Here is a 23456-nt window from a genome sequence, read left to right on the forward strand (position 1 = left end):
GTATGAGCACCGAAGCTGCACCTGTGCGCCCCCAGCTAGCGATGCTGATTGCCCGCGCGCTTGGCAATGGCGCTTTTATCTTGCCGGGGCTTATCTTCGCCGCCTACGCCTTCGCTCATCCCGGAAGCGTGCACTATCTGCTTCCCTTGGTGCTCTTTGGCACCGCCGCCTATGCAGCGCCTTTTGCCCAACGGGCTTTTCAGCTTATCCACAACCCCATCGCCGGTGCCCGGATCGCTTTAAGTATCGGCGTGGTGGGAGTGCTCGGGATGCTGATTGCCAGCATCGCTGAACCTCATGGCGGGCTGAGTTGGGATATCTGCGCCATCATCATCGGTGCCTCCATGGGACTCATCCATCCCTTGCTGGCCACCATCGCCGATGATGCTGCCCCGCAACAGCAGCAGTGGCATCACCTCATCCTGCTTGCATTGGCAGTGCTGCTCTTATTGCTCCGGGCCACCCACCCAGCCATTGCGTGGGGTGTGCTTGCTGCGGTGCTAGCCTGCGCGCTATTGGCTGTGGCGCGCATCGAGCTCAAACCTGGCATCGATTGGCAGCACCGAGATGCCAGCCCCTTATACGCACTGAGCACCATCGCCATGGTGCTATTTGCCTTAGGGGTGCGCCTGAGCCGCCAAACAACGATGGTGTGGGTGCTGATCGGCTCATTCTTAGCCTTGCTGGTGCTCATCGCTTTTGAAAGAAAGCTCAAAACAAAAAGCATGCCGTTGGCATTGCGCGAATCCATCGTGGCTGCAGGTATTCGCAACTTCGCCTGGTTTTTTCCGACACTGGCCTGCATTGCCATGAATAATGCCGGGCTGCTCCTTGCCGTAATCACCTGCTATGTGGGCGGCCTGGTGCTCGCGCCACGATTTGCCCACACCGGAAGTACTCGCCGCCGCGTGGTGATAGGCACCATCGGGTTCCTCATCCTGGCAGTGGCGATGCCTGGGTGGTGGATGCTGCCTGGAGTATTACTCAGTTCCTTTGGCGCGCAGCTCTTGCGTTTGCGCGCACTGCAGGCACTGGAACAAGACCTCAGCATTCCTCGCAGCGAACGTCGCTTGGTGCTGGCTCGTTGCGAGGCCATTGGAGCACTCGGCCAGCAGTGGCTGAGCCTTGCGCTGCTTGCGCTGGGTTCGGCAGGCCTGATGCAGCAACCTGGCGCCGCCGTGAGCGCTTTTGTGTGGCACGCCGGCATTAGTGAGCAAGTGGCCACTATCTACCAGATCGTCGCGCTGCTGATGGTGCTGTCCTTTGCCGTATGCGCGCGGCTACTACTTAGTCACGGTCGTGCTGATTCTGGCTCTCCCGCACCTGAGCACTAAATTCCTTCGCGGCTTTGCGCGATGCTCCCGAACGGATATGCGCTGCTGCCGGTTCTTGGAAGCGATCAGCATTGGCGGTTTCGAAATCCTTAGCCCACGATTCCGAAGCCGTGCCCTCGAGGAGGGCACAAGGCTCAAGCCATTCGGCAATATCGGCGTAGGTCACCAAGTGGTACTCATCCACGCGGCGAACAACGTGGCGCGGTCCAAGCGCATCGAAATCATCCAAGCCCATGCTGGCTAAAAGGTGCATGGCTGATTCCACCGTGGCCTTTTGGTAGCGATATACGCGCTCGCCTTTATCGTCGATGTCGATGCCGTGGGCGAGCCACTTATTTTGGGTAGCAACACCGGTGGGACAACGATTGGTCTGGCATTTCTGCGCCTGGATACAGCCCACGGCCATCATCATGGGGCGAGCAGCATTGCAATAATCCGCGCCGAGTGCGAGCCGCTTAATAATGTCGTTGCCGGCGGCGACCTTTCCGGCCGCACCAATGGCGATCTTATCGCGCAAACCGCAACCAACCAGGGCGTTTTGCACCACGATTAAGCCTTCGGAAAGGGGTGTGCCCATGTGATCTGCATACTCCCCCGGCGCGGCACCCGTGCCGCCTTCTGATCCATCGACGTGAATGAAGTCTGGGGTGATCCCCGTTTCGAGCATCGCCTTGCACATGGCCAAAAACTCCACGCGCGAACCCACGCAGAGTTTGAAGCCCACTGGCTTGCCACCGGCGAGCTTTCGCACCTTGGCAATAAACTCCATGAGCTCGCGAGGGGTAGAAAATTCCGGGTTCGCCGCCGGGGAGATGACCGACTTTCCAGGCTCAACGCCGCGGGCCTCTGCGATTTCTTCGGTGACCTTCTCGCCGGGCAATTGGCCACCCATGCCAGGCTTTGCGCCCTGAGAAAGCTTGATCAAGATGCCCTTGACGTTTTCATTAGCGGCTTTTTCTTTGAACTGCTCCGGGTCGAAGCGACCATCTTTGGTGCGGGCTCCAAAAAAGCCAGAGCCCAGCTCCCAAATCAGCGGGGCGCCATATTCGAGGTGGTATTTGCTCAGCCCGCCTTCGCCTGTTTCTTGGATAAAGCCGCCCTTTGCGGCGCCTTTATTCATGGCCAGTACGGCTCGCGAAGAAAGAGCACCGAAGCTCATCGAGGAGATATTCAGCAGTGAGGTATCGAAGGGCTGGGTGCAGTCAGGGCCACCAATACGAATGCTTGGGGCTTGTTCCATCACCGGCACCGGTGACACGGTGTGCAGGAGGTGATCGTAGCCAATCGCCTGGATATCGAGTTCTGTACCAAAGGCCGTCACGGAGTGAATACCCTTGGCGCGCTCATAAATCATCGAGCGGGTGACGCGATCGAATGGGCGGCCATCGGTATTCGACTCCACGAAGTACTGCTGGATTTCTGGGCGAATCGACTCCAGCAGATATCGGGCATGCCCAATGACGGGGAAATTTCGCTTGATAGCGTGCTTACGCTGGCTTAGGTCCCAGGCGGCAATAGCCCCGAATGCTCCGGCAACTGTCCCGGCTGTCTTTTTGAATACTCCGGCCATTTCGAGTGCTCTTTTCTACTCCCGAATTTCCTCTCGCCCCGAGGACGAACTCGAAGCGCGAGCTGACACCACCGAGAATACCCAGATTCTTAGTTTTCCTCTTTAAAAGTTATAGCCCCTCGCATCTTCGATAGCCCCCAGTCAAGGGCAAAAAGCACAAGAATGGAAAGGCCAAACAGCGGCGCGATCACGCTATATGCGGCCAAAGCAGCAAGCAGCAGCGCACCTTTCTTTGTGGCGAGCGGACGAAGCGAACGCACCCTCGGGGCGTTGCCAAAGCCTCGGCGATACCAAATCTGATAGCCCCGGATCACTAGGAAGGTGATGCCTAAGGCCAACGCGACAAGTGCCAACTGATTCGGCAGACCAAACAGCGTGCCCATGTGCAATTGGATCAACCACACCGTTGCCTTGGCCGCCAGCGGCCAGGAATCAAAGTGATTGAAGGAAATCACATCACCTTGGCTATCGATGGCCACGGCATCGGTGGCCATGCGATAGGGCTGGCGCAATTCAGTGGCAACCCAACCCTGCTCGGGTGTTTCGGGCAGCATCAGGCGAACCGGAAGCCTGAGCTCCTGGCGCGTTGTGGCAGCAACTGCATCAATATCGGCAATGGGATCGTCGATGGTGATGGTCTTCGACACGGAGGCCTGGGTGCTTGGAGAGGTCCACCCCAGTTCTTTGCGGAGCTTGGCAATATTGTCACCGGCCACCAAGGACCAGGTCAGGCCAGTAACGCATAAGAAGATCAACCCTGCCGCGAGCACAGTTCCCACCACCCCATGCTGGCGGAGGTACTGCAACCTTCTTCCCGATCCTTTAGCTTGAGACCACCTGAGCATAGCTTTGAACTTGGACGTGTCTTTGCCCTGGAGCTGCCACCACAGCACTACGCCGCTGATGGCGAAAAATCCTAGCCAGCTTGCTGCCAGCTCCGAGTAGATGCGCCCTGGGGTGCCAAGCCAGAGGTTCTTATGCCCATAGGATGCCCACCGGGTAAGCGGCAGTGCTGAGGACTTGCCGTATTGCTCTAATTGGCCTTTGATCTCTGCGTTATAGGGATCCACAAAGACGGCGTGGAACACTCCCTCGCCGAGCTTGGGATCTGCAAAAAGTACGCGGGTGTTCTTCTCGGGGTCATCATAAAGCTGCACCCCGGCGAGGGTTCTGTCTCCTGCTACCGCTTTTGCTGCCTGGACTTGTTGCTGAACATCGAGCGCTTGGGCATCTGCTGGGACGGTAGTGGTGATCTCATCGTGATACACCCACTGCTCCAGCGTTGGGCAAAGGGCATAGAACAGGCCGCTGAGTGCAGCTACAACAATCAATGGTGCGATGAGGATGCCGGCAACGGTGTGCATCCGGACCACGATGGGCCTTAAGGCGGGGGATTTTCGCTGCTCACGCGGCTCGTGTTTGAGCGAGAGAGTCATAGTGAGAAGTTCTCCAACAAATTCGGCTCGGCATGGGCTACGCAGCGACAATGCTCAGCATTCAGGTTCAGTGCTGATGCTGGCACAGCTTTGGTAGCTCATGCCGAGAGGGGATGAGGATGAAGAACGCGTTCGGAAAGATTAGTCGTAGAGGTGTAAAAGAAAGTTCCCCCGGAAATGACATTCGTATTTAACGCGAGCTATTGAATTGCTCGCTGTTATCTACGCCGATTTCTTTTTCCGGGCCTTGGCCTTGCATGGCTTGTTCAAGCAGCGGGCGCTGTTGCTCCACAAAGCTTGTGCTAAATCGATCCTCATTGGAAATGGCAGCGAGCCCGTCCATGACGCCGGTGCCGTAGTTATGTCCGTGCCCATTGGGCACATTGGCGGCAACGGGAAGATCAAGGCTGAGTTGGAAGAAGGTGATGAAGGGATACCAGCGCATGGCTGGGCTTCTGTCGAATTGTGCTGGTTCTTTGAGCCAATCCGGTTCTTTGAGCAGCGTCGATGGCGACCACCACACCACCGGGTCGGTGGCGTGCTGGAAATACAGCACGCGGGTGGATCGCCACATCGGCTGCGGTCCGAGATTTTCTTGGACTTCTTGCCTGGTGCCAGCAAAACGCACCACCAACCCGGCGGCGTATTCGGGATCAGCCTCGTAGGTTCCCGGATCGCGGCGGGTAACAAAATCGCGCCAGAGAGTACTGGAATGCGGCGGGCCTACCCACAGCACACCATCGGCGGCTTGGGCAAGGCCATGCAAGCCGGAAAAGGCGCCTTCGCCTGCCACCACGCCCAAGGATTCGCCATAGATGAGCAGCTTCGGCCGCGTTGCCGGATCCAGGTTATTCCACCACTCTTGTACCGCCGAGATCAGTGTTTGTCCTGCTTCTCGTACCACGTCGGTATTGGCAATAAATTGCACGCCAGAGGGCAGGTATGAGTACTGTGCGGCGGCGATGGCGGTGTCTCCGTCGTAAAGCAATTCCAGTGCTTGAGCGGCGGTGGGATTGACCCAGCCGGTGCCCGTGGTGGTGGCGACCATCACCACTTTTCTTTCCTCCGCGTGGGTTCTTTGCAGCTCTGCTACAACCCTTTGGGCGCGCTCGCGATCATCGTGGCCATGCGCCAATCCTGAGTACACGCGGATCGGTTCCTTGGCCTCGCGGCCGGTCAGTGCCGAAAGTTCATCCTTATCCAGGCCCAGGCCAACAAAGCGCGTGCCAAAAGCGCCGAGCCCTTCCCAGTCATTGATGGAATCCGGGCTTCCCGATCGCTCGGGATTGCTGGGCTGTTGGAGGTCTTCGCGGATCTGCTGATTTCGTGGCGCAAAAATCGCTTCGCCCATGCCCACGATGGTTCCTGGCACCACCTGGTTGGCAATCACCAACCCGATAATGCCAACCCCGATCCAGGCGCTGACCGTGCGCACCCCCACATCGAGGCGCTTTGGGCCATGTTCGATGAGGAAGTCGGTGGCGATATTGATACTGCGGCCAAGAAGTACCAGCAGTAGCCAAAGACCAATGCCGATGGGAAACACCAGGAAGTATTCACTGGTAGAAAGCTCGCGGGCATCGGTGTACTGGGCTACTTGGCGTTGCCACCGCACCGAAAACAGCACCATGCCGGCAAGCCACGCCAGGGCGGCAAATAGCAGCGCGCCTTCGATGCGTCGCTTCCAGGTGGTGCTGAGATGTACCCGGCGCTTCTTCCACACCGGCAGGAGGAACTCTTGGACCCAAGCATTCCAATTCCAGCGGGCGAATACTCCAATGAAATACCCGGTTGCAGCGCATAGCCCGCACACCACACCCTGGTAGAGCGCATCGCGCGGCAAAAGTGAGGGGGTGAGTGCAAGGGCGAAAAAGGCCGTGCCGATGAGCAGCCCCACGCTATCTGGGTGGAGGCGATCCCAGAATATTTGTGCCCGGTTGCTGGCTCTTTGCGCAGCGTTTCGGCCTGTTTTTTGCGCCTGCTTGGCCTTCGAGGTGGGCGTGGTGGAGTGACTCACGCCTGCTCCAGTGCTTCTGCTGCCTCCAGCCAGATCATCGTGTGTTCTTCCCGTTCGGCTTCGAGGGCTTCTTTTTCTTCGGCCAGCGCCGCTAGTTGAGCGGTATCGAGTGCCTCCACGTCTTGGGCCAGTGCTGCCATCTTCGCGTCGATGGCGTTGATTTCCTCTTCTAAACGCTCCACTTTTCGCATTGCGGCGCTGAGTTGTTTGTTGAGTTCTCGGTACTGCTTATTGGATAACGCAGGTGCAGTGCTTTCAGGCTCGCTTGTTGCAGGCTCGGAGCTTGGCTTCGCCGGCGTTTGGGCAAGAGCTTTTCGACGTTCCAGGTAGGAGTCAATGCCGCCTGGAAGGTTGCTGAGTTTCCCATCACCGAACAGCGCCCAGGTGGAATCCGCGATGCGCTCGATTAAGTAGCGATCGTGAGAGATCACCACCAAGGTGCCCGCCCAGGAATCAAGCAACGACTCTAATTCTTGAAGGGTGTCAATATCGAGGTCGTTGGTTGGTTCGTCGAGAAGCAAAAGGTTGGGCTCGCTCATCAGCACCCGAGTTAATTGCAGGCGGCGACGCTCACCGCCAGAGAGATCCCCTACCGGGGTGCGCTGGCGTTTTGCGGAGAACCCGAGCCTTTCAGCTAATTGGCTGGCGCTGAGTTCTTTCTTGCCAAGCTGCACATAGCGTGCCACGTCTTCTACGGCATCGAGCAGGCGCTGGTTCGGGTCGAGATCATCGAGTTCCTGGCGCAACCAACCGAGGCGCACCGTTTTACCTTCGATCCTTTTGCCCGCGGCAAGTGGGTGTGCACCGGCAAGCGCGCGCAGGAGTGTGGTTTTGCCTGAACCATTCACGCCCACCAGGCCAATTCTTTCGCCCGGGGCAAGCCGCCAGGTCAAATCCTCTACCAGCACCCTGCCGTCTGGGGTGGTGATGGTGGCGTCTTCGAGTTCCACCACCACTTTGCCTTGGCGCTGTTTGGCAAAGGCCATGAGTTCCACGCTATTGCGCGGGGCCGGTACATCTTTGATCAAGGCCTCGGCGGCTTCGATGCGGTAGCGCGGCTTTGAGGTACGCGCGGGTGCGCCACGACGCAACCAGGCAAGTTCTTTTCTGGCGAGGTTTTGGCGGCGCTGCTCCGCTGCATCTGCTTGGCGTGCGCGCTCTGCACGGGCAAAGGTCCAGTCGTTATAACCGCCTTCATAAATATCAACGGCACCATCGTGGACTTCCCAGGTCAGCGTTGCCACGGTATCGAGGAACCAGCGATCGTGGGTGACCACCACCACGGCGATATTGCGCTGGAGCAGATGCTTGGCAAGCCATTCCACGCCTTCTACATCGAGATGGTTGGTGGGCTCGTCGAGGATCACCAGGTCGAGTTCCTGCACGAGGGCTGCTGCGAGATTTACCCTTCGGCGCTCACCGCCGGATAGGGCACCAACTTTGGCATCAAGCCCTAAAGCATCAACACCGATACCGCTGAGCACCTCTCGCACTTTGGCATTGGAGGCCCACTCATAGGTGGCAAGGCCAAGGGGTGCAAGAACCACGTCACCCACGGTGCTTTCCGGGTCGAGCTCGGCGCGTTGGGTCACCACCGCCATGCGCAATGAGGAATTGTGGCTCACCCTGCCGCTATCTGGGGGTTCAATGCCGGCGAGTACTTCTAGCAGGGTGGTTTTACCACCACCATTAAGACCAACCACACCGATGCGGTCGCCCGATTGCACGCCGAGGCTTACCTGATCTAGGAGCGTTTTCAGCCCGAAAGACTTGGAGACGTTTTCTAAGTTGATCAGATTGACCATGTAGATCCTTCAAGAACGGTTGCCCCGGGTGCGGGGCCTGTGGCGGTAGCGGTGCGATAATACACGCCCAGCTCGGCGGCAACTTCTTCGGCCACGGCAGCATCGGCGCACAGGAATGCGCAGGTAGGCCCAGAACCAGAAACAATGCCACGCAGCGCGCCGGCGCGCTCGCCCATGGCAATTACCTTGCGCAGCTCGGGACGCAACGACAATGCGGCGGCTTGCAGATCATTGTGCAGCGCATCAGCAAGAGCGTGCGCATCGGCCTGCAGCAAGGCCTGGGCTACTGCCTCATAGCTCAGGTGCGCTTCGCGCTGCATGGAGTCGAGTTTGGCAAACACCTCAGGTGTGGAAAGCCCCTGCTTAGCAAAGGCCAAAGCCCAGTGGTATTCACCCCGTGAGAGCAAGGGGGTCAAGGCTTCTCCCCTGCCGGTGCCCACCCGGGTTTCTCCTAGGAGGGTAAAGGGCACATCGGAACCGAGTTCTGCTGCAATCTCAAGCAATACTTCTTGGCTTAAAGGCCGCTGCAATGTGGCGTTTAAGGCCTTGAGGGTGGCAGCCGCATCGGCGGAACCTCCGGCCATGCCTCCTGCCACGGGAATGCCTTTGTGCAGTGCGATATTGATGCGCGGGAGCGTTTCACCAGAACGTCGCGCTAGTGCCTCGGCGGCCTTCCATGCCAGATTCGATTCATCTTCGGGGACTCCCGGTGCATCTGCTTGAAGCGCTGCTACCAGGGATGTTCCAGGTGAGCTCGCCGGGGTGATTTCTACGATGCTTGAAAGCGATAGGGATTGGAACACGCTGACAAGATCGTGGTAGCCGTCCTCACGCAGGTGTCCAACCCCGAGGTGGAGATTGATTTTGGCGTGTGCACGAGCGCGAATGCTATTGCTCACCAGCTACCTCCTGGGCAAGCCGAACATAGTCGGCGGTAGACAGTGTTTCGCCACGAGCAGAGGGTTCGATCCCTGCTCGAAGCAGTGCTGCTTCTGCCGCGGCGGCGGAACCGAAATGCCCCTTGAGCGCGGAGCGAAGGGTTTTTCTTCTTTGGGCGAAAGCGGCGTCGATCAATGGGAAGAGTTGCTTCCTTAACTCGGCATCGCGCGGCCAGGGCTGATCGGGGCTTGCAAAGCAGTCGATGCGCACCAACCCGGATTCGATTTTCGGCGCAGGCCAAAAAACGTTTTTGCCAATCGATCCTGCGCGGCGAACCTCGCCATAAAAGCCCGCCTTCACGCTGGGCACCCCGTAGATTTTGCTGCCTGGTTTGGCCGCGAGGCGATCAGCGACCTCCGATTGCACCATCACCAACACCCTGCGGATGCTGGGGAAAAGCTCCAAGAGGTGAAGCAGCACGGGCACCGAGACGTTATAGGGCAAATTCGCCACCAGCGCTGTGGGGGTTTGGATATCTTCGGCGCGGATCTTAAGCGCGTCGCTGTGGATCAATGCCAGCCGGTGTTCCAGCCCCGGCGCGCGGGTGGCCACCGTGGTAGGCAGCAATTCGGCTAAGCGAGGGTCGATCTCTACTGCAGTGACACGCTCGACTGTTTCGAGCAGGCCGAGGGTCAGCGAGCCGAGCCCCGGACCTACCTCCACCACGTGATCGTCTGGGCGCAGATCTGCGGCGGCAAGAATCATGCGCACGGTATTTGGGTCGTGCACGAAGTTCTGGCCGAGTTTCTTGGTTGGCGTGACGTCGATGCGTGCCGCCAACTCACGAATATCGGCAGGGCCTAGAAGATGCGCGTGGGAGGGATCCATGAAGATCAAATCTACCGCCGGATGAGCAGTGCAAGAAATGCTGCCTTCCGGCCTATCCCTTGAAAGCGTTAGCGAATTCCAAGCTGAGAGGTACACGCCGGCCATGCGCCCCAGCCCTGGGAGGCTTGAACGCGCTCTGCCACCGCGATTTGCTGTTCGCGAGTAGCCTGCGATGCGCGTGGCGCATAGGCGGTTCCGCCGTGTGCTGCCCAGGTGGAATCGGCAAATTGCAGGCCGCCGGAGTAGCCATTGCCGGTATCGATGGCCCAGTTGCCGCCGGACTCACATTGGGCAATCTGATCCCACACGCCACCATTGGCCACTGCCGGTGCCGAAGCCTTCTGCTTCGTGCCTCGGGCGATGGTGGCTGGGCGTGCTGGAAGGAGTTCCTCTTGCTTTTCTGCGGTCTTTTCCTGCTCCTTGCCGTTTACACGCACCACCTTGTAGGTCACTTTGCGCTTACCCGGCACGGCAGGTTCCAACTCGCGCTCTTCGCCTTCAAAGCTTTCTGGATCTTCAACGATCTTGGGTTGCACGTTGAAGGCTTCCTCGACGGTCTGGCGCTGAATATCTACGCGATCGATGGTGATCTCGGTGTCTTCAGTGACCTTGGTGTCTTTAGAGGGAGAAAGGCGATCGTTCTTGCCCAGCTTGATGCCGCGCTGGGAGAGCACATCACCGACGGTGGCTGCAGCGATGCGCACATAGGTGGTCTTTGCGCCATCGTTGAGCTTGACCAGCTTAGGGGTCACAACATCGACTTTTTCGCCTTCGCTAGCAAGCTTGGCGTCTTTTGCTTCGGATACCTCAAGGGCATCCAGCGGCGCACCCACGGTGCCCATCTGCTCAAGCATCTCGCCCACCGTGGCCGCGGTGGTGTTAATGGAGCGTTCCTTGCCATCGACAACGACGGCAACCTGCTTCATGGTGCGAACCTTGACCACGTCGCCGTCGCTGATTGGCTGATCCAGCCCGGGGGCTACGAGGTCTTGATCGCCCAGTTCCACCTTGGCTTGGTTGAGCACACCTTCGACATCGCCACGCAAGGTGACCATGTTGAGCTGCTCGCCGTTGAGATCAACAACAACGTCCTTCTTCTGCTGCGCGATGGCCACACCGCCAACTGCCAGCGATGCAACCACACCGCCTGTAGCAAGGCGCAGTGGCATGGATCGAGTGTTGTTGTTCAAACGTGATTTCTGGTTGATACCCAAGATTCTTAGCTTCCCGCCGGGTGTAGGAGTTGAGAACGCAAGTAACAATACGGTAACGAAGCGCCGATGCCAACCATCTACGCGAAATTCACAGGAGTTTCGGTAGGAAACATTCTCGCAGGTAGAACCACACGAGTCACAACAACACCATCGGAAAGCTTCGCCCTCATACGTCCCAACCGTATAAGGGCAAAAGCCTTAAGCCTCCAGGCCGTACACCCGATCAAAGTTGTGTGCCACGGCCGCTGCGAACTCAGCCGGGTCTTCGCCGCGCACCTGGGCAAGCGCCAAATAGGTATGCCCAATCAGGGAAGGCTCATTGGGCGATCCGCGAAAAGGCTCGGGCGTCATATAAGGAGCGTCTGTCTCCACCAGAATCTGCTCAATCGGCGCAATCCTGGCTGCTTCGCGCAACATTTCATTGCGCTTAAACGTGGCATTGCCTGCAAAACTCAGCACATATCCTCGCCCGAGGGCTTCTTCTGCCACCTCAAGCGGGGATGAAAAGCAGTGCAGGATCGTATGCGGAGGCTTTGGTGCCGCAGCCAGCAGGTCCATCAAGGGCTGATCTGCCTCACGGTTGTGAATCATCAACGCCTTGTTGTGCTTGATAGCAAGATCAATATGCCACTCCAGCGCCGCTTGTTGGGTAGCCAGATCCGCGGTGTTGTCGGGGTCGTGGTGAATCCAGTAGGTATCAAGGCCTGTTTCACCAATAGCCACACACGCCGGGTCGGCTGCCATCGCCTCAAGGCGTGCCCGTGCCTGCTGATCAAGCTGATGCGCCTTGGTGGGATGCACCGCGCAGGCAGCCACCACATTGGGTTGCGCTTGGGCAATCGCAAGCGCCTGGGCAGCTTCTTCTACCCCATCACCCACGGTGCACATGCGCTCAACGCCGGCTTTTTGGGCACGCTCAAGCAGCTTTTCGACGTTATCGCGCGCACTCGTTAAGTGCGTGTGCGCATCGACCATGCCGCCTGGATGATCAGCAGGCACCGGCGTTGGACGTGGCTTCTTCTTGCCCATCGCGCTACTTCACCACCGGAGCCCACTCGGGGCCGGTTTCTGCCAGCTCGGGATCAAGCTTGGCAATCAGCGGCTTCGGCTTCTGCAGCGCGGTGCCAGCCTGCACCTCAATGCGCTGCCAACGCGCCTGCGCGGCTTCGTAGTCACCGGTGATGATCGGATAGTGAGCCCCAGCCTCAGGCAGGCCGGCGCCAACAGGTTGCACGTCCATGTCATCGGCAACTTCTTGGATTTCCGGCATACCGGACCACACACCCTCGCGGCCAAGTGCCTCATGCACACGCTGAGCGGTATGCGGCAGATACGGGGTCAGCAGCGTGTTGCAATCGCTTACTGCCTGCAAAGCCGTCCACAGCACGGTGGCTAGACGCTGGCGCTGCTCGGGATCCTTCGCCAGCTTCCAGGGCTCCTGAGCTGCGATATACGCATTGGTTTCACCCACCACATGCATGGCGTGGGTAATGCCGGCTTTAAAGCGGTTCTTCGACAACGCATCGCCCACCACCTCGAAGGCCTGGGAAGCCAAATCGAGCAGGGCCTGGTCTTCTGCCTCCAATGGGCCGGGCTCGGGTACTTCGCCGAAGTTTTTAAAGGCCATGCTGACGGTGCGGTTGACCAAGTTGCCCCAGCCATTGGCAAGCTCATTGTTATTCCTGCGGACAAACTCATCCCAGGTGAAATCAGTATCCGTGTTTTCCGGACCTGCCACGGCAATGAAATAGCGCAGAGGATCTGGGCCGAACTCTTTGAGGAAGTCCTTAACGTAGATCACCACGCCCTTGGAAGAGGAGAACTTCGAACCACTCATGGTGAGGTACTCGGAAGATACGACCTCGGTGGGAAGCTGCAGTGCGCCAAGCTCGTGTTCATTGCCGCCACGCGCCCCCTTGCCCTGGTAGCCGAGCAACTCAGCCGGCCAGATTTGGGAGTGGAAGGTGATGTTGTCTTTACCCATGAAGTAGTAGCTCACTGCCTCAGGGTTGGTCCACCATTCGCGCCATGCATCGGGGCGGCCTTCGCGATGCGCCCACTCAATGGAGGCGGACAAGTAGCCAACGACTGCGTCAAACCAGACGTAGAGCTTCTTGGCGTTATTGTCTTGCCACCCTTCGATCGGGATGGGCACACCCCAGTCGATATCGCGGGTCATGGCGCGTGGGCGCAGATCATCTAAGAGGTTCAAGGAGAACTTCAGTACATTCGGACGCCACTGCTCACGCCCGCGCAGCCATGCGCCAAGGGCCTCTGCCAGCGAGGGCAGATCGAGCAGGAAGTGCTCTGTTTCTACAAATTCCGGGGTCTCCCCGTTGATTTTAGAAACCGGATCAATCAGGTCTGCCGGGTCGAGCTGGTTGCCGCAGGTATCGCATTGATCACCGCGGGCGCCATCGGCACCACAGATCGGGCAGGTGCCCTCGATATAGCGGTCCGGCAACGTGCGGCCGGTCGAAGGCGAGATCGCACCTTGGGTGGTTTCTTTGAGCATGTAGCCGTTGTCATACAGACCGCGGAAGAGCTCTTGCACCACCGCATAGTGGTTGCGGGTGGTGGTGCGGGTAAAGAGGTCGTAGCTTAAGCCCAACCCAGCCAAATCCTCGACGATCTGGCGGTTGTAGCGATCGGCGAGCTCTCGGACGGTCACGCCTTCTTTATCTGCCTGCACCAGCAAGGGGGTGCCGTGCTCATCGGTACCGGAGATCATCAGCACATCTGCCCCACGCATTCGCTGGAAGCGAGCAAAGACGTCGGAGGGAACACCAAAGCCGGCCACGTGTCCGATGTGGCGAGGTCCATTGGCATAAGGCCATGCAACAGCGACGAGCACAGGAGAATTCATAAGTTCTGAGCTTAATTTACTGTGCACCCCGAATGCGATTCGGGGGTTGGCAATTATTGGCGTTGCTGATGCGCAAGGTAGGCGTCGTAAAGCTGCTTCTTGCTCACCTTATGCACCGTGGCCACCTCGGCTGCGGCGGCTTTGAGGCGCATCCCCGCCTCCACCAGGCGAGCTACTTGCTCAACCAACTGCTCCGGATCACCCTGGGTGTGGCTCGAACCTTCAATCACCACGGTGATTTCACCGCGAACCCCGGATTCGGCCCAGTGGGCGAGCTCCTCAAGCGTGCCCCTGCGCACCTCCTCATAGGTTTTGGTCAGCTCGCGCGCCACCGCTGCTCGACGCTGCGCGCCCAACACCTCTGTTGCGGTTCGCAGTGTTTCTGCAAGTCGGTGAGGAGATTCGAAAAAGCACACCGCGCGAGTCTCATGCTGCAAAGACTCCAACCAGGAACGACGCTGGCCTTGTTTCCTGGGAGCAAAACCATCGAAGATGAATTTGCCAACGCCCAAGCCTGAAAGCGCAAGCGCTGTCGTTACCGCAGAAGGGCCGGGGATGCAGGACACCGGGATGCCAGCATCATGGGCTGCGGCCACCAGAGGCAGGCCGGGGTCGGACACGATAGGCATTCCAGCATCGGTGACCACCAACACCGTCTGCGTCCTGGCGGCCTGGAGTAGCTGCTGGACGCGCTCGGCCTCGTTGTGATCAAAATTGCTAATCACCTTGCCGCGGATCTCCACGCCGAGGGCCTGTGCCAAAGCTCTGGTGCGGCGGGTGTCTTCCGAGGCAATCACCGGCGCGTGTTCGAGAGCGAAGCGGAGGCGTTCGCTTGCGTCTTGGGGGTTGCCAAGCGGAGTTGCTGCTAGCACCACGCCTTTGGGCAGTTGAGCTTCACTATGCATAGCTTTTAGTGTGGCACAGCCAAAAGCCAGCCAGCAGCAAGGGCATGCTGCGCCGGCTCGTTTTTGCGCCTTGGGATATAAAAAACCAGCAGGACACCGCCATGAAGCGATGCCCTGCTGGTAGAAGAAGGCTCTGGTTAGGAGTCTTGCTCCTTGTCCTTCTTTTGTTCTGCTTCTTCACCCAGGTGGTGGTGACCTGCGTGATCCGGCAGCTTCAGCTTGCCCTCATCAGGCACAGCCTCTTCTGCAGTTTCTTGGTCGTGGTCGGAGGCAATGTCGTGCTTGACTTCCTCGCGCACCGACTCTGCAATCTGCTCGGTTTCTAGCACCGACTCTTCGGTGTAGCGCTCCAATTGTCGAGCCTGCTTGGAGCTAAAGCGCATGTTCGGATCCAGCTTGCGGCGCACCAACTCGTGGATCTTTTCGCGGCGATTACGCTCTTCACGGATCTTTGCCAGGCTGCGCATCCAGGCAATACCCACCACGGCAGCCAGGAAGATGCCCATGTAGCCAAGGATTGGGTAGACCAGGCCGACGAGGGTCCTGAAGCCGAGGAAGGAGCAGCCCCAGCCCACCACGCAGCTTGCAGCAAATACTGGATAGAACAGCTTGGTGCGGCTTGAGGTGGCGCGCTTACCAAAGGCGTAGAACATCGAGATCGCGGTGTTGAAGATCATGCCGATGATCACGATGGACATGATCAGACCCAAGGTTGGGTTAATCATGTTCACGATGGTGAGCATGGGCACATCGTCTTGGCCCACGCTATCCACCACGGAGTACAGACCCCAGGTGGAGATGATCATCATGATGCCGTAGATCAGGCCGCCGAGCATGCCGCCAAGACCAGCAGCGCGGGGGTTGAAGTTATTGCCACCGATGATGATGGACATAGAGCAGCCCATCATCAGGGCAAGACCAACGTAGTTCAGCGCAGAAACCAGCCAGTTGGGGGTGGCGGAGTTAATTTCGCTCGATGCCGCGTTGAGTACTTCTGCGTCACCGTTGCTGTTGATAATCGCGTAAACCACGGCCACTGCCACGAAGATGATGATCAGCGGGGTGATCGAACCGATCACGTTGGTGACCTTGTCTACGTTGAGCAGACCGGCCAGCAGCACCAGCACGAGCATCATGAAGGAGCCGGCCCAGATTGGCCAACCGAATTGCTGCTCCATGTTGGAGCCTGCACCAGCGAACATAACGAAGCCGGTACAGAACAAGGTGATGAGCACGCCGACGTCGAGGATGCGGGCAACGATCGGGTGGGCGATGCGGCGCAGCACCACCGAGTGATCATTGGCCAGGAAGTAGCTGCCGAGCTGCAACGCAGCGGTGCCGGCAGCCACCATGACGAGTCCGGAGACAAGTGCGCCCCAGATGCCCATCGAGCCGTGTGAGACGAAGTACTGCAACACCTCCTGGCCGGTAGCGAAACCAGCACCAATCACGATGCCGACGAAAGCCATCGCGGTGCTTAGCGTTCTTTTGAGCATGGGTTAGCTCATCCTTTCTCAAGGTGAAGGTTTCCCGAGCAGCAAGGGTGGTACGCCGTCGGGATGCCAGCGAAGCTGGGAAATCAATGAAAGTTCAATAATGTCAGCGCGCTGCTATCAGTGGAGCCTTGCATGATCGCTGCGTTGCCGACGCAGCGCGCTTAGGAAAAACTCAGGTGAATATCGTGCTCACAACCGCGACCCGATCCATCACAGCGTGTGTCGATGTCCGGGTCGTGGAAGGAAGACTTAAAAGCTAATGCTACTTCTTATGAGCCTTGCGCTCAGCCTGGGCGGCTTTGCGCATCTCACGCATGCCGCTTCGGCGCTGGCGTGCCTGGGCACGCTTTTCACGATCAACGTGGATGCGACGCTCGCGTGCCAGGCGGGCTGCGAAGCGCTGCTGCTCACGATAATCCAGGTAGATCTCGTCATTTCGCAGATCCTTCAGGATGGCGAACATCAAGGCGATGATCACCACGAGGAAGGGGCTCGCCGCGATAATGGTGAGGTTTTGCAGGTTGCTCAGCACGTCGCTGCCGCCGGTAAGCAACATGGTCATACCGATCAGGCCAACCATCAGACCCCAGATGGCGGAGACGTAACGGTTTGCATCAACCTGGCCGGACTGGCTCATTGAACCCATCACCGTGGAGGCGGAGTCCGCCGAGGTGATGAAGAAGGTGGCCAGCAATACCACGGCGATCATGGCGATCACGTGGCCGCCCGGGAAGTGCTGCAGCAGATCAAAGAGCTGGTATTCAGCGTTGCCGTCTCCGAAGATCGACTCGCCAATCTGCTCGAGGTGGATGGCGGTGCCACCGAAGATGGCGAACCACACCACCGATACACCCGAGGGCACGAGCATAACGCCAAAGAGGAACTCACGGATGGTACGGCCGCGGGAGATGCGGGCCAGGAACATGCCCACGAAGGGGCTCCAGGAGATCCACCATGCCCAGTAGAAGATGGTCCAGCTACTCAGCCACTCACCAGCGGTGCCGTCGGAGGACTCCGCGGTGCGGCCAATCATCTCAAAGAAGTTGGACAGGTACGCGCCGATAGAACCCGGGATGAAGTTCAGGATGGTCACGGTCGGGCCAACGACGAACACGAAGATGGCGATCAGCGCTGCCAGCACCATGTTCATGTTGGATACGTACTGAATGCCCTTGCCAACGCCTGACATTGCAGAGATCAGGTATGCCAGGGTGAGCACGGAGACGATCAGGATGATGGTCTTGGTGCCCGGGTTGTCGATCAGACCGGAGGCATCCAGGCCAGCGGAGATCTGCGTTGCGCCAATGCCTAAGGAGCAGGCGGTACCGAAGATCGTGGCCACAATGGCAACGAAGTCGATGAAGTTACCCAGTGCGCCTTTAGCGCGGCGCTCACCGATGAGCGGGATAAACGCCGAGCTCAGAAGCTGGCGACGGCCCAAGCGGAAGGTCGAGTAGGCGATAGCCAGACCGAAGATGCCGTAAATGGCCCAGGGGTGCAAGGTCCAGTGCAGCAAGGTCGTCGACATTGCCTGGGAGACGTTGCGGGGCTCATGGCCTGGGACACCGTTGAGGTAGTCGGTCAGCGGTTCGGCCACACCGTAGAACATCAGGCCGATGCCCATACCGGCAGCGAACATCATGGCGATCCACGAAACGGTGGAGAACTCCGGGGCTTCGTCATTGCGGCCAAGTTTGATGCGGCCGAATTTACTCAGCGCCACACCGAAGCCGAAGACGAGGAACACGGTGCTAAACAGCACGAATGCCCAACCGAAGTTGTCCACCACGAAGGCCAAGGCTGTAGAGGAGAAGCTAGAGAAGCTCTCACGGCCGAAAATGCCCCAGATCACCACGATGAGCGAGACGATCACTGCTGGTGCGGTGACGTGCCAGTTTACTTTGGCAACGCCCTCGCCCTTATAGGAGCGGTCTTCTTCCTTGTAGGTGCTCACACTCTGGTCGACTTCATCCGCCTCGCTGAGCAACGCAGCCAATTGTGCGGTGGCAGATGAGCCTTCGCGCTGCTGCTCAAGCTGCTCATTAGGAGTGGATGAAGCTGCACCAGAGCCCGAAGACTCAGCGCGAGGGACGCCGCCTCCGGATTCTTTCATTTCACCCTGCGCAGGGTTATTTTCGGCAGATTCGTTCATGGTTTCAATGATCCGTATATACCGTGCTAATTCAAATTGAACTCCAAGGTTCTGCCTAAAATTGCCAGTATCTTTCATACAAATGCACATTTTCTGGCGATGTATAAGCGCAGTACGATCCATAAAAGCACCGCATGAACGTAACAAAACTATAACAATTGCAGAATACGGTGCATTTTTCTCCTCTCCGGGCTGGAGGCAGGGCGCCAAAATTGAGCTGCCCGCCCGGCCTTGAAGCCGCCTTTTCCTAGGGCACGAAGGCGACAAAAAGAGGATGGGTAGGCGCTCGGGGGTCGTGTCGTACACTGCTACCCATGGCATTGAAGCAACGCAGCCTCGCCCGTAGGCCTTTCGCACGAACCCCTCGCGGTGCCTTTGCCAGCGATGCTGCCTTGCTTGCTTCTTCTCAATATCGCTGGACTCGCGGCGATACGGTGAGCACCGCCATCATTGCCGTACTGGCGCTGATCACGCGGTTTATCAAACTCGGTGCCATCACCGATCACGGGACACCGATTTTTGATGAAAAGCACTATGTGCCCCAGGCCTACGACATTTATGAGTCCACAGACAACCTGCTCATTGGCGGCAGCGAACTCAACCCGGGTTTTGGCTTGGTGGTCCATCCCCCACTAGCGAAGCAGGTCACGGCCATTGGCGAGGCCATCTTCGGCTACACCCCGCTTGGTTGGCGAGTAATGAACGCCCTCATCGGCGTGGCGGTGGTGTTGCTGATTATGGCGCTGTGCCGCAGGCTCACCCGCTCGCCTTTCGCCGCAACCGTGGCGGGCCTTTTGGCCGTATTCGATGGCGTCTTATTAGTCACGTCTCGTTTTGGCATGTTGGATATTGTGCAGGTGGCCTGCATTGTTGCCGCCGCCTACTTCCTGGTCTTAGACCATCAGCAGCAAAACCGAGCCGTGGCCGCAGCCTGGGCCAAGCAGGTGCCGATGTCGCGTTATGGGTATCGCATTGGTTTTCGCTGGTGGCGTTTTGCCTGCGGCATCAGCCTTGGCCTTGCACTGAGCGTGAAATGGTCGGGGCTGTATTACATGGCCTTTTTCGGGCTCTTAGCTGTAGGCCTCGATGCTTTTCGACGCCACCGCCTAGGTGCCAAACGTCCTATCCTTGGGGCTTTAGGTCTCGATGCCTTTCCGGCTTTTGCCTCGCTGGTGATTGTGCCGGTGGGCGTGTACTTGGCTAGCTGGCGTGCTTGGTTTAGCAGCGAAACCGCGGTGTATCGCCACGCCCTTCGCGATGGCACCATCGCCGCGGATAGCGCCTTGCAGTGGCTCCCCGAATCCATCGCGGGCTTTGTGCACTACCACGTCTCGGTCTTGGAATTTCACTCCACGCTGACCAATTCTGAAGGCCACCACCACCCTTGGGAGTCCAAGCCTTTCGATTGGCTGGTTGCAGCACGCCCCTTGCTGTACTTTTCCTCCACCGATCAGCGTTGCGCCGGTACTACTTGCCAGCAGATGCTCTTCTTATTCGGCACCCCGGCGATCTGGTGGATGACGATCCCGATCGTGGTGTGGGCAGCGTATTCGGTGATCATTCGCAAGCACTATAGCTATGGCATCCCGCTCGTTGCCTTCCTCGCGGGCTTTTTGCCTTGGCTAATCAATTACGACCGCCAGATGTACTTCTTTTACGCCACCGCCCTGGTGCCGTTTAGCATCTGCATGCTGGCGATATGCTGCGATGAATTGGCGCAACCTCACCAAGGATGGCTTGGGCGAGCCAAGCGTGTGCGCTTTGCACCTGCCTGGTGGAATCGACTGAGCAATGGCAGGCGCATCGTGGTGTGCTACCTGGCTTTGGTGCTCGCGATGTTCTTCTACTTCTTGCCCATCTTGTACGGATTTTTAATTCCGAGCAGTTGGTTCGATCAATTGATCTGGTTGCCGAGCTGGTACTAGTTGGTAATAGTTGGTGCTAGCGCTGTGAACGTGGCGTCGCGCTCAGCGATGCCAGCGTCTCTTTGATCAGCACCCAACCTTTTTCGCTTAACCACGCCAACAGCATGCTCAGCAAGGTGGCGAAAAGCAGGAGTAATTGCATCACCATACTGCCGCCAATATTGCCGGTGATCAGGTCGCGCATCGACATACCGAAGGTAAACATCCACAATCCCCCAACCACGGGAAGCAGCCCTGGGATAAAGCGGGGTTGCCAGGCGCTAAACATCAGCCCGAAGGCTAAGGCGCAGCGCAAGGAGACGGCCTCGATCACAAGCTGTGACTCATAGGGGTCGGCATCGACAATGTTGGAGGTAGGACGTAAGAGCACCACCACTGCCCAAATGATCCACGCGCAAGCAACAATCACCATTGCCACGCGCGCGAGTGCGGCTCCTGCGGCTCGACGAGCCGCTTCTTGTTGGAAGGTGGATTCCACGCCATCCAAGATGGCCGCTGAAAGATCGGGGGCTTGGGGTTGTTCCTGGTTGAAGGTGAGCTGCCGGTTGAGCATCGCGGCTTGTTCATAGAAAGCCTGGCATTGCTCGCAGGCATGAACGTGGGCGTCGAGGACGTCTTCGCTAATGCCGGGGTCTTCCCCGTCAAGGCGTGCAGAAAGTGCGGCCTTGACTTGCTCACAATTCAGCACGGCTGAGTACCCCATCAACGCTGGCGCGTCCGCTGCCGAAAATCACCACGATGAATAAGGCGGCGATTAAGACGAGCGGGTATTCGATGCCGCCATCTTCAAGGAAAAATCCCGATCCCATGTGCACAAAGTACATCGCAGCCATCATCAGCAAGGCAAGGGCGCCGGCCACGAAGGTGGTGAGCAGGCCGACGATCAAAAGGGAACCACCGATGAGTTCACTGCTTGCTGCTAACACGGCACTGAGTTTTGGTTGCGGTATGCCAAGGGCGCTGAATTGGCCGGTGACTTCGGTGATTCCTTGAAGGAAGAATTTTTGATAGCCGTGGGCGACAAAGACCACGCCCAATACCAGGCGAAGGATCAATAGCGCCGCGTCGCGTATCGCCGGACGATCCATGGGCAGTCCTTAGCCAGCCCGGCGGGCGTGCAGATCATCAACCTCGACCGTTTCAACTTGCACAGTGTCAAGGTGGCCGAAGTCTGGGCTGTCATCGTCAATTTCTAAGACCACTGCACCTGGGTGGCGCAGGCGATCCGGAACGCCGAGCGCTCCATCGTCTGCATTCCTCACACCCATGCGTGCGCGTCGTAGCTGGCGGATCCTGCGACGGCGCAGTGCTTCTTCTGCAAGCACCTGGCGGCGCAACGCCACCAAATAGGCCGCGAGCAACGCCGCTGCCAAGGCAAACAGTGCCCACACCCAACCGCCGGCAAAGATAGCGGCAACCAAGGTGATCACTGCTGCTGCGCTAAAGCCTGCCACGCATTGTTGGCGGCGGCGCAGGCGCTGTTGGCGATAGGCTCGAGCAGCCTCTGGGTCCCAACCGCCGCGGCCGACGCGACGGGCCGCGAATTCAAGATCGGTCTGGTCGAGTTCTTCAACCTCGTCTACTGGATCTTCGCTGTAGTCATCTGCGGCAACGGGCTCTGCATCCTCTGCTTCAGGGTGCATCCAATCAGCGGGGCCTTCGTAGGCATCGCCATAGGTGTATTCGCTGGCTTCGTCTTCATAGTCGTAGTCGTCTACCACTGGCTGAGCTTCAGGCTCTTGCTCAACGTCTTCGGTAGTTTCGGCTGCTGGTAGCTCGTGAACAACTTCGCCATCGACCACGGCCGGGATTGGCTCTGCCGCTTCGTCTGCACCGCGCTTCTTTTTGAACTTATCCTTGGCATCGCGCAGCAAATCGCCAAGCGTTGCCCCTGGGGCATCCTCGAGCACATCTTCGGTGTCCTCGGCAAGGACTACCTCGTAGTCTTCGTGTTCATCGTGGACGTGAATATCCTCTTTGCGCACGCGGGGTCGACGCTGCTGAGGCAGCTCTTCTTCCCCACCCTGGTACACCACTCGGGTTTCTTCGAAGGCGCCGCCAGCTTTAGAAATGGGTCGATGGCCACGCAGCAGCCACGGGGCGAGCACGAAAAGCCACACCGAGGCGATGAGGATGATTGCGATGGTTCCAGACACGAGCCACTTGCCTTTCTCAATCCACGACCCACAGACTGCGGGCGAGTTTTATCGAAATTCCAATGTAGCCCGCTTCACCACCGCGCTCCTGGAGGCACGCCGTAAAAAGAATGCTAAAAGACCCGGCCAGCGCGCTTTAGGCGTTCGACGGCCGTGGAGGTGTATCGGTCGCGGTTGAGGCCGACACAGAAGTGATCTTGCCAGCGCCCATTGATATGCATATTGCCGCGCAGCAGTCCTTCTTGTTCAAAGCCAACGGATTGCAGCACTGCTCCCGATGCGGGGTTATCGGGCAGGTAGGTCGCTTGGACCCGGTGGACGCCGACACGTCGAAAAGCATGATCGACCGCTAAGGCACACGCAGCGGTGGCAATACCTCTGCCCCACAAAAGAGCGTCCACCCAATAGCCCACCACACAGTCTTGCCACGGCATGCCGCGAAGCTCATCCAAGGTGATCTGACCTGCAAAATGGCCGTCCACCACAATGGCAAAAGGCACAGCACGGCCCTGGTACGCCGCCTGGTTGAGCGGGTAGAAATACTGTTTCCACCCTTGCATGGAATGAGCCTGCTCCCAGGAGCCTTGGATGGTTGGTTCTACTGCTTCTAGTACTGCCTGGTTGCGTTTTCTTTGCTCACTCCACGGTTGAGCATCGCTAAATTCCAAGGGCCGCAAGGTCACTCGGTGAAATTGCGCTGGGCTTCCCACACGAAGGGTTGGGGTGTATTCCTTCCAACCGGGATGCCGTGGATGCCGCGGGCCCGTTGGGGCTTGTGCCGAGGGCTCAAGCCAGTTAAAAAGGCGCTGCATG

At 58.4% G+C, this 23456-nt stretch carries 18 protein-coding genes; 2 read left to right on the forward strand and 16 right to left on the reverse strand.

Annotated elements, in window-relative coordinates; all coding sequences use genetic code 11:
• Window positions 1-2: 2 nt before the first annotated feature.
• Window positions 3-1334: a hypothetical protein gene (locus IEU99_RS07920; RefSeq protein ID WP_128890159.1), complete on the forward strand. Its 1332-nt coding sequence runs from the start codon at window positions 3-5 to the stop codon at window positions 1332-1334.
• Here the strand turns inward: IEU99_RS07920 and IEU99_RS07925 are convergent.
• From IEU99_RS07925 to IEU99_RS07980, 12 genes are all read right to left on the reverse strand, one after another.
• Window positions 1288-2904 carry an FMN-binding glutamate synthase family protein gene (locus tag IEU99_RS07925; protein ID WP_128890160.1) on the reverse strand — a complete coding sequence of 539 codons (1617 nt, stop codon included), beginning with the start codon at window positions 2902-2904 and terminating at the stop codon, window positions 1288-1290. The genes IEU99_RS07920 and IEU99_RS07925 overlap by 47 nt on opposite strands.
• 89 nt (window positions 2905-2993) lie before the next feature.
• Window positions 2994-4340, reverse strand: a complete 1347-nt coding sequence (locus IEU99_RS07930) for a PepSY-associated TM helix domain-containing protein (protein ID WP_128890161.1) — start codon at window positions 4338-4340, stop codon at window positions 2994-2996.
• Between the two features lie 190 nt (window positions 4341-4530).
• The gene (locus tag IEU99_RS07935; RefSeq protein WP_128890162.1) at window positions 4531-6357 is read right to left on the reverse strand and encodes an alpha/beta hydrolase; all 1827 of its coding nucleotides are present in this window, start codon (window positions 6355-6357) and stop codon (window positions 4531-4533) included.
• Window positions 6354-8162 (reverse strand): ABC-F family ATP-binding cassette domain-containing protein, encoded by a 1809-nt coding sequence (locus IEU99_RS07940; RefSeq protein ID WP_128890163.1) that lies wholly within the window; start codon window positions 8160-8162, stop codon window positions 6354-6356. The genes IEU99_RS07935 and IEU99_RS07940 overlap by 4 nt, the downstream gene beginning before the upstream one ends.
• Window positions 8150-9064, reverse strand: coding sequence for a 4-(cytidine 5'-diphospho)-2-C-methyl-D-erythritol kinase (locus IEU99_RS07945; RefSeq protein ID WP_128890164.1), 915 nt, complete (start codon window positions 9062-9064; stop codon window positions 8150-8152). Before IEU99_RS07945 ends, IEU99_RS07940 begins: the two co-directional genes overlap by 13 nt.
• The gene (rsmA, locus tag IEU99_RS07950; protein WP_128890165.1) at window positions 9051-9929 is read right to left on the reverse strand and encodes a 16S rRNA (adenine(1518)-N(6)/adenine(1519)-N(6))-dimethyltransferase RsmA; all 879 of its coding nucleotides are present in this window, start codon (window positions 9927-9929) and stop codon (window positions 9051-9053) included. The genes IEU99_RS07945 and rsmA overlap by 14 nt, the downstream gene beginning before the upstream one ends.
• A gap of 68 nt (window positions 9930-9997) precedes the next feature.
• Window positions 9998-11143 (reverse strand): resuscitation-promoting factor, encoded by a 1146-nt coding sequence (locus IEU99_RS07955; protein WP_128890166.1) that lies wholly within the window; start codon window positions 11141-11143, stop codon window positions 9998-10000.
• 198 nt (window positions 11144-11341) lie between these two features.
• Complete coding sequence (locus tag IEU99_RS07960) at window positions 11342-12172, reverse strand: TatD family hydrolase (protein WP_128890167.1); 831 nt, start codon at window positions 12170-12172, stop codon at window positions 11342-11344.
• Window positions 12173-12176: 4 nt separating this feature from the next.
• Window positions 12177-14009, reverse strand: coding sequence for a methionine--tRNA ligase (gene metG, locus IEU99_RS07965; protein WP_128890168.1), 1833 nt, complete (start codon window positions 14007-14009; stop codon window positions 12177-12179).
• 53 nt (window positions 14010-14062) lie between these two features.
• Window positions 14063-14914, reverse strand: coding sequence for a 16S rRNA (cytidine(1402)-2'-O)-methyltransferase (rsmI, locus tag IEU99_RS07970; protein WP_128890169.1), 852 nt, complete (start codon window positions 14912-14914; stop codon window positions 14063-14065).
• Between the two features lie 137 nt (window positions 14915-15051).
• Window positions 15052-16410 carry a YkvI family membrane protein gene (locus IEU99_RS07975; RefSeq protein ID WP_188358302.1) on the reverse strand — a complete coding sequence of 453 codons (1359 nt, stop codon included), beginning with the start codon at window positions 16408-16410 and terminating at the stop codon, window positions 15052-15054.
• A 262-nt stretch (window positions 16411-16672) separates the two neighbouring features.
• Window positions 16673-18523, reverse strand: coding sequence for a BCCT family transporter (locus IEU99_RS07980; protein ID WP_371869482.1), 1851 nt, complete (start codon window positions 18521-18523; stop codon window positions 16673-16675).
• A gap of 353 nt (window positions 18524-18876) precedes the next feature.
• Between IEU99_RS07980 and IEU99_RS07985 the strand changes: the two genes are divergently transcribed.
• Window positions 18877-20487 (forward strand): dolichyl-phosphate-mannose--protein mannosyltransferase, encoded by a 1611-nt coding sequence (locus tag IEU99_RS07985; protein ID WP_128890171.1) that lies wholly within the window; start codon window positions 18877-18879, stop codon window positions 20485-20487.
• 16 nt (window positions 20488-20503) lie between these two features.
• Here IEU99_RS07985 and IEU99_RS07990 read toward each other — a convergent pair whose 3' ends face one another.
• The 4 genes from IEU99_RS07990 to IEU99_RS08005 all read right to left on the reverse strand — a co-directional run bounded on the left by IEU99_RS07990 (window position 20504) and on the right by IEU99_RS08005 (window position 23455).
• Entirely contained in the window at window positions 20504-21175 is a 672-nt protein-coding gene (locus IEU99_RS07990; protein ID WP_229718433.1) for a zf-HC2 domain-containing protein, read from the reverse strand.
• Complete coding sequence (locus tag IEU99_RS07995) at window positions 21162-21575, reverse strand: DoxX family protein (RefSeq protein WP_128890173.1); 414 nt, start codon at window positions 21573-21575, stop codon at window positions 21162-21164. The genes IEU99_RS07990 and IEU99_RS07995 overlap by 14 nt, the downstream gene beginning before the upstream one ends.
• 9 nt (window positions 21576-21584) lie before the next feature.
• Window positions 21585-22643 carry a divisome protein SepX/GlpR gene (gene sepX / locus IEU99_RS08000; RefSeq protein WP_128890174.1) on the reverse strand — a complete coding sequence of 353 codons (1059 nt, stop codon included), beginning with the start codon at window positions 22641-22643 and terminating at the stop codon, window positions 21585-21587.
• 113 nt (window positions 22644-22756) lie between these two features.
• Window positions 22757-23455, reverse strand: coding sequence for a GNAT family N-acetyltransferase (locus IEU99_RS08005; protein WP_128890175.1), 699 nt, complete (start codon window positions 23453-23455; stop codon window positions 22757-22759).
• Window position 23456 lies beyond the last annotated feature (1 nt).

The organism is Corynebacterium pelargi, from assembly GCF_014635485.1.
Classification (GTDB): Bacteria; Actinomycetota; Actinomycetes; order Mycobacteriales; family Mycobacteriaceae; genus Corynebacterium; species Corynebacterium pelargi.

Excerpts from the sequence above, each read along its gene's own strand:
- IEU99_RS07980 (WP_371869482.1), bottom strand. The coding sequence starts at position 18,523 with ATGAAAGAATCCGGAGGCGGCGTCCCTCGCGCTGAGTCTTCGGGCTCT.
- IEU99_RS07995 (WP_128890173.1), bottom strand. The coding sequence starts at position 21,575 with ATGGATCGTCCGGCGATACGCGACGCGGCGCTATTGATCCTTCGCCTG.
- IEU99_RS07930 (WP_128890161.1), bottom strand. The coding sequence starts at position 4,340 with ATGACTCTCTCGCTCAAACACGAGCCGCGTGAGCAGCGAAAATCCCCC.
- IEU99_RS07985 (WP_128890171.1), top strand. The coding sequence starts at position 18,877 with ATGGCATTGAAGCAACGCAGCCTCGCCCGTAGGCCTTTCGCACGAACC.
- IEU99_RS07920 (WP_128890159.1), top strand. The coding sequence starts at position 3 with ATGAGCACCGAAGCTGCACCTGTGCGCCCCCAGCTAGCGATGCTGATT.
- metG (WP_128890168.1), bottom strand. The coding sequence starts at position 14,009 with ATGAATTCTCCTGTGCTCGTCGCTGTTGCATGGCCTTATGCCAATGGA.
- IEU99_RS08005 (WP_128890175.1), bottom strand. The coding sequence starts at position 23,455 with ATGCAGCGCCTTTTTAACTGGCTTGAGCCCTCGGCACAAGCCCCAACG.
- IEU99_RS07925 (WP_128890160.1), bottom strand. The coding sequence starts at position 2,904 with ATGGCCGGAGTATTCAAAAAGACAGCCGGGACAGTTGCCGGAGCATTC.
- IEU99_RS07960 (WP_128890167.1), bottom strand. The coding sequence starts at position 12,172 with ATGGGCAAGAAGAAGCCACGTCCAACGCCGGTGCCTGCTGATCATCCA.
- rsmI (WP_128890169.1), bottom strand. The coding sequence starts at position 14,914 with ATGCATAGTGAAGCTCAACTGCCCAAAGGCGTGGTGCTAGCAGCAACT.
- IEU99_RS07975 (WP_188358302.1), bottom strand. The coding sequence starts at position 16,410 with ATGCTCAAAAGAACGCTAAGCACCGCGATGGCTTTCGTCGGCATCGTG.
- IEU99_RS07940 (WP_128890163.1), bottom strand. The coding sequence starts at position 8,162 with ATGGTCAATCTGATCAACTTAGAAAACGTCTCCAAGTCTTTCGGGCTG.
- rsmA (WP_128890165.1), bottom strand. The coding sequence starts at position 9,929 with ATGGATCCCTCCCACGCGCATCTTCTAGGCCCTGCCGATATTCGTGAG.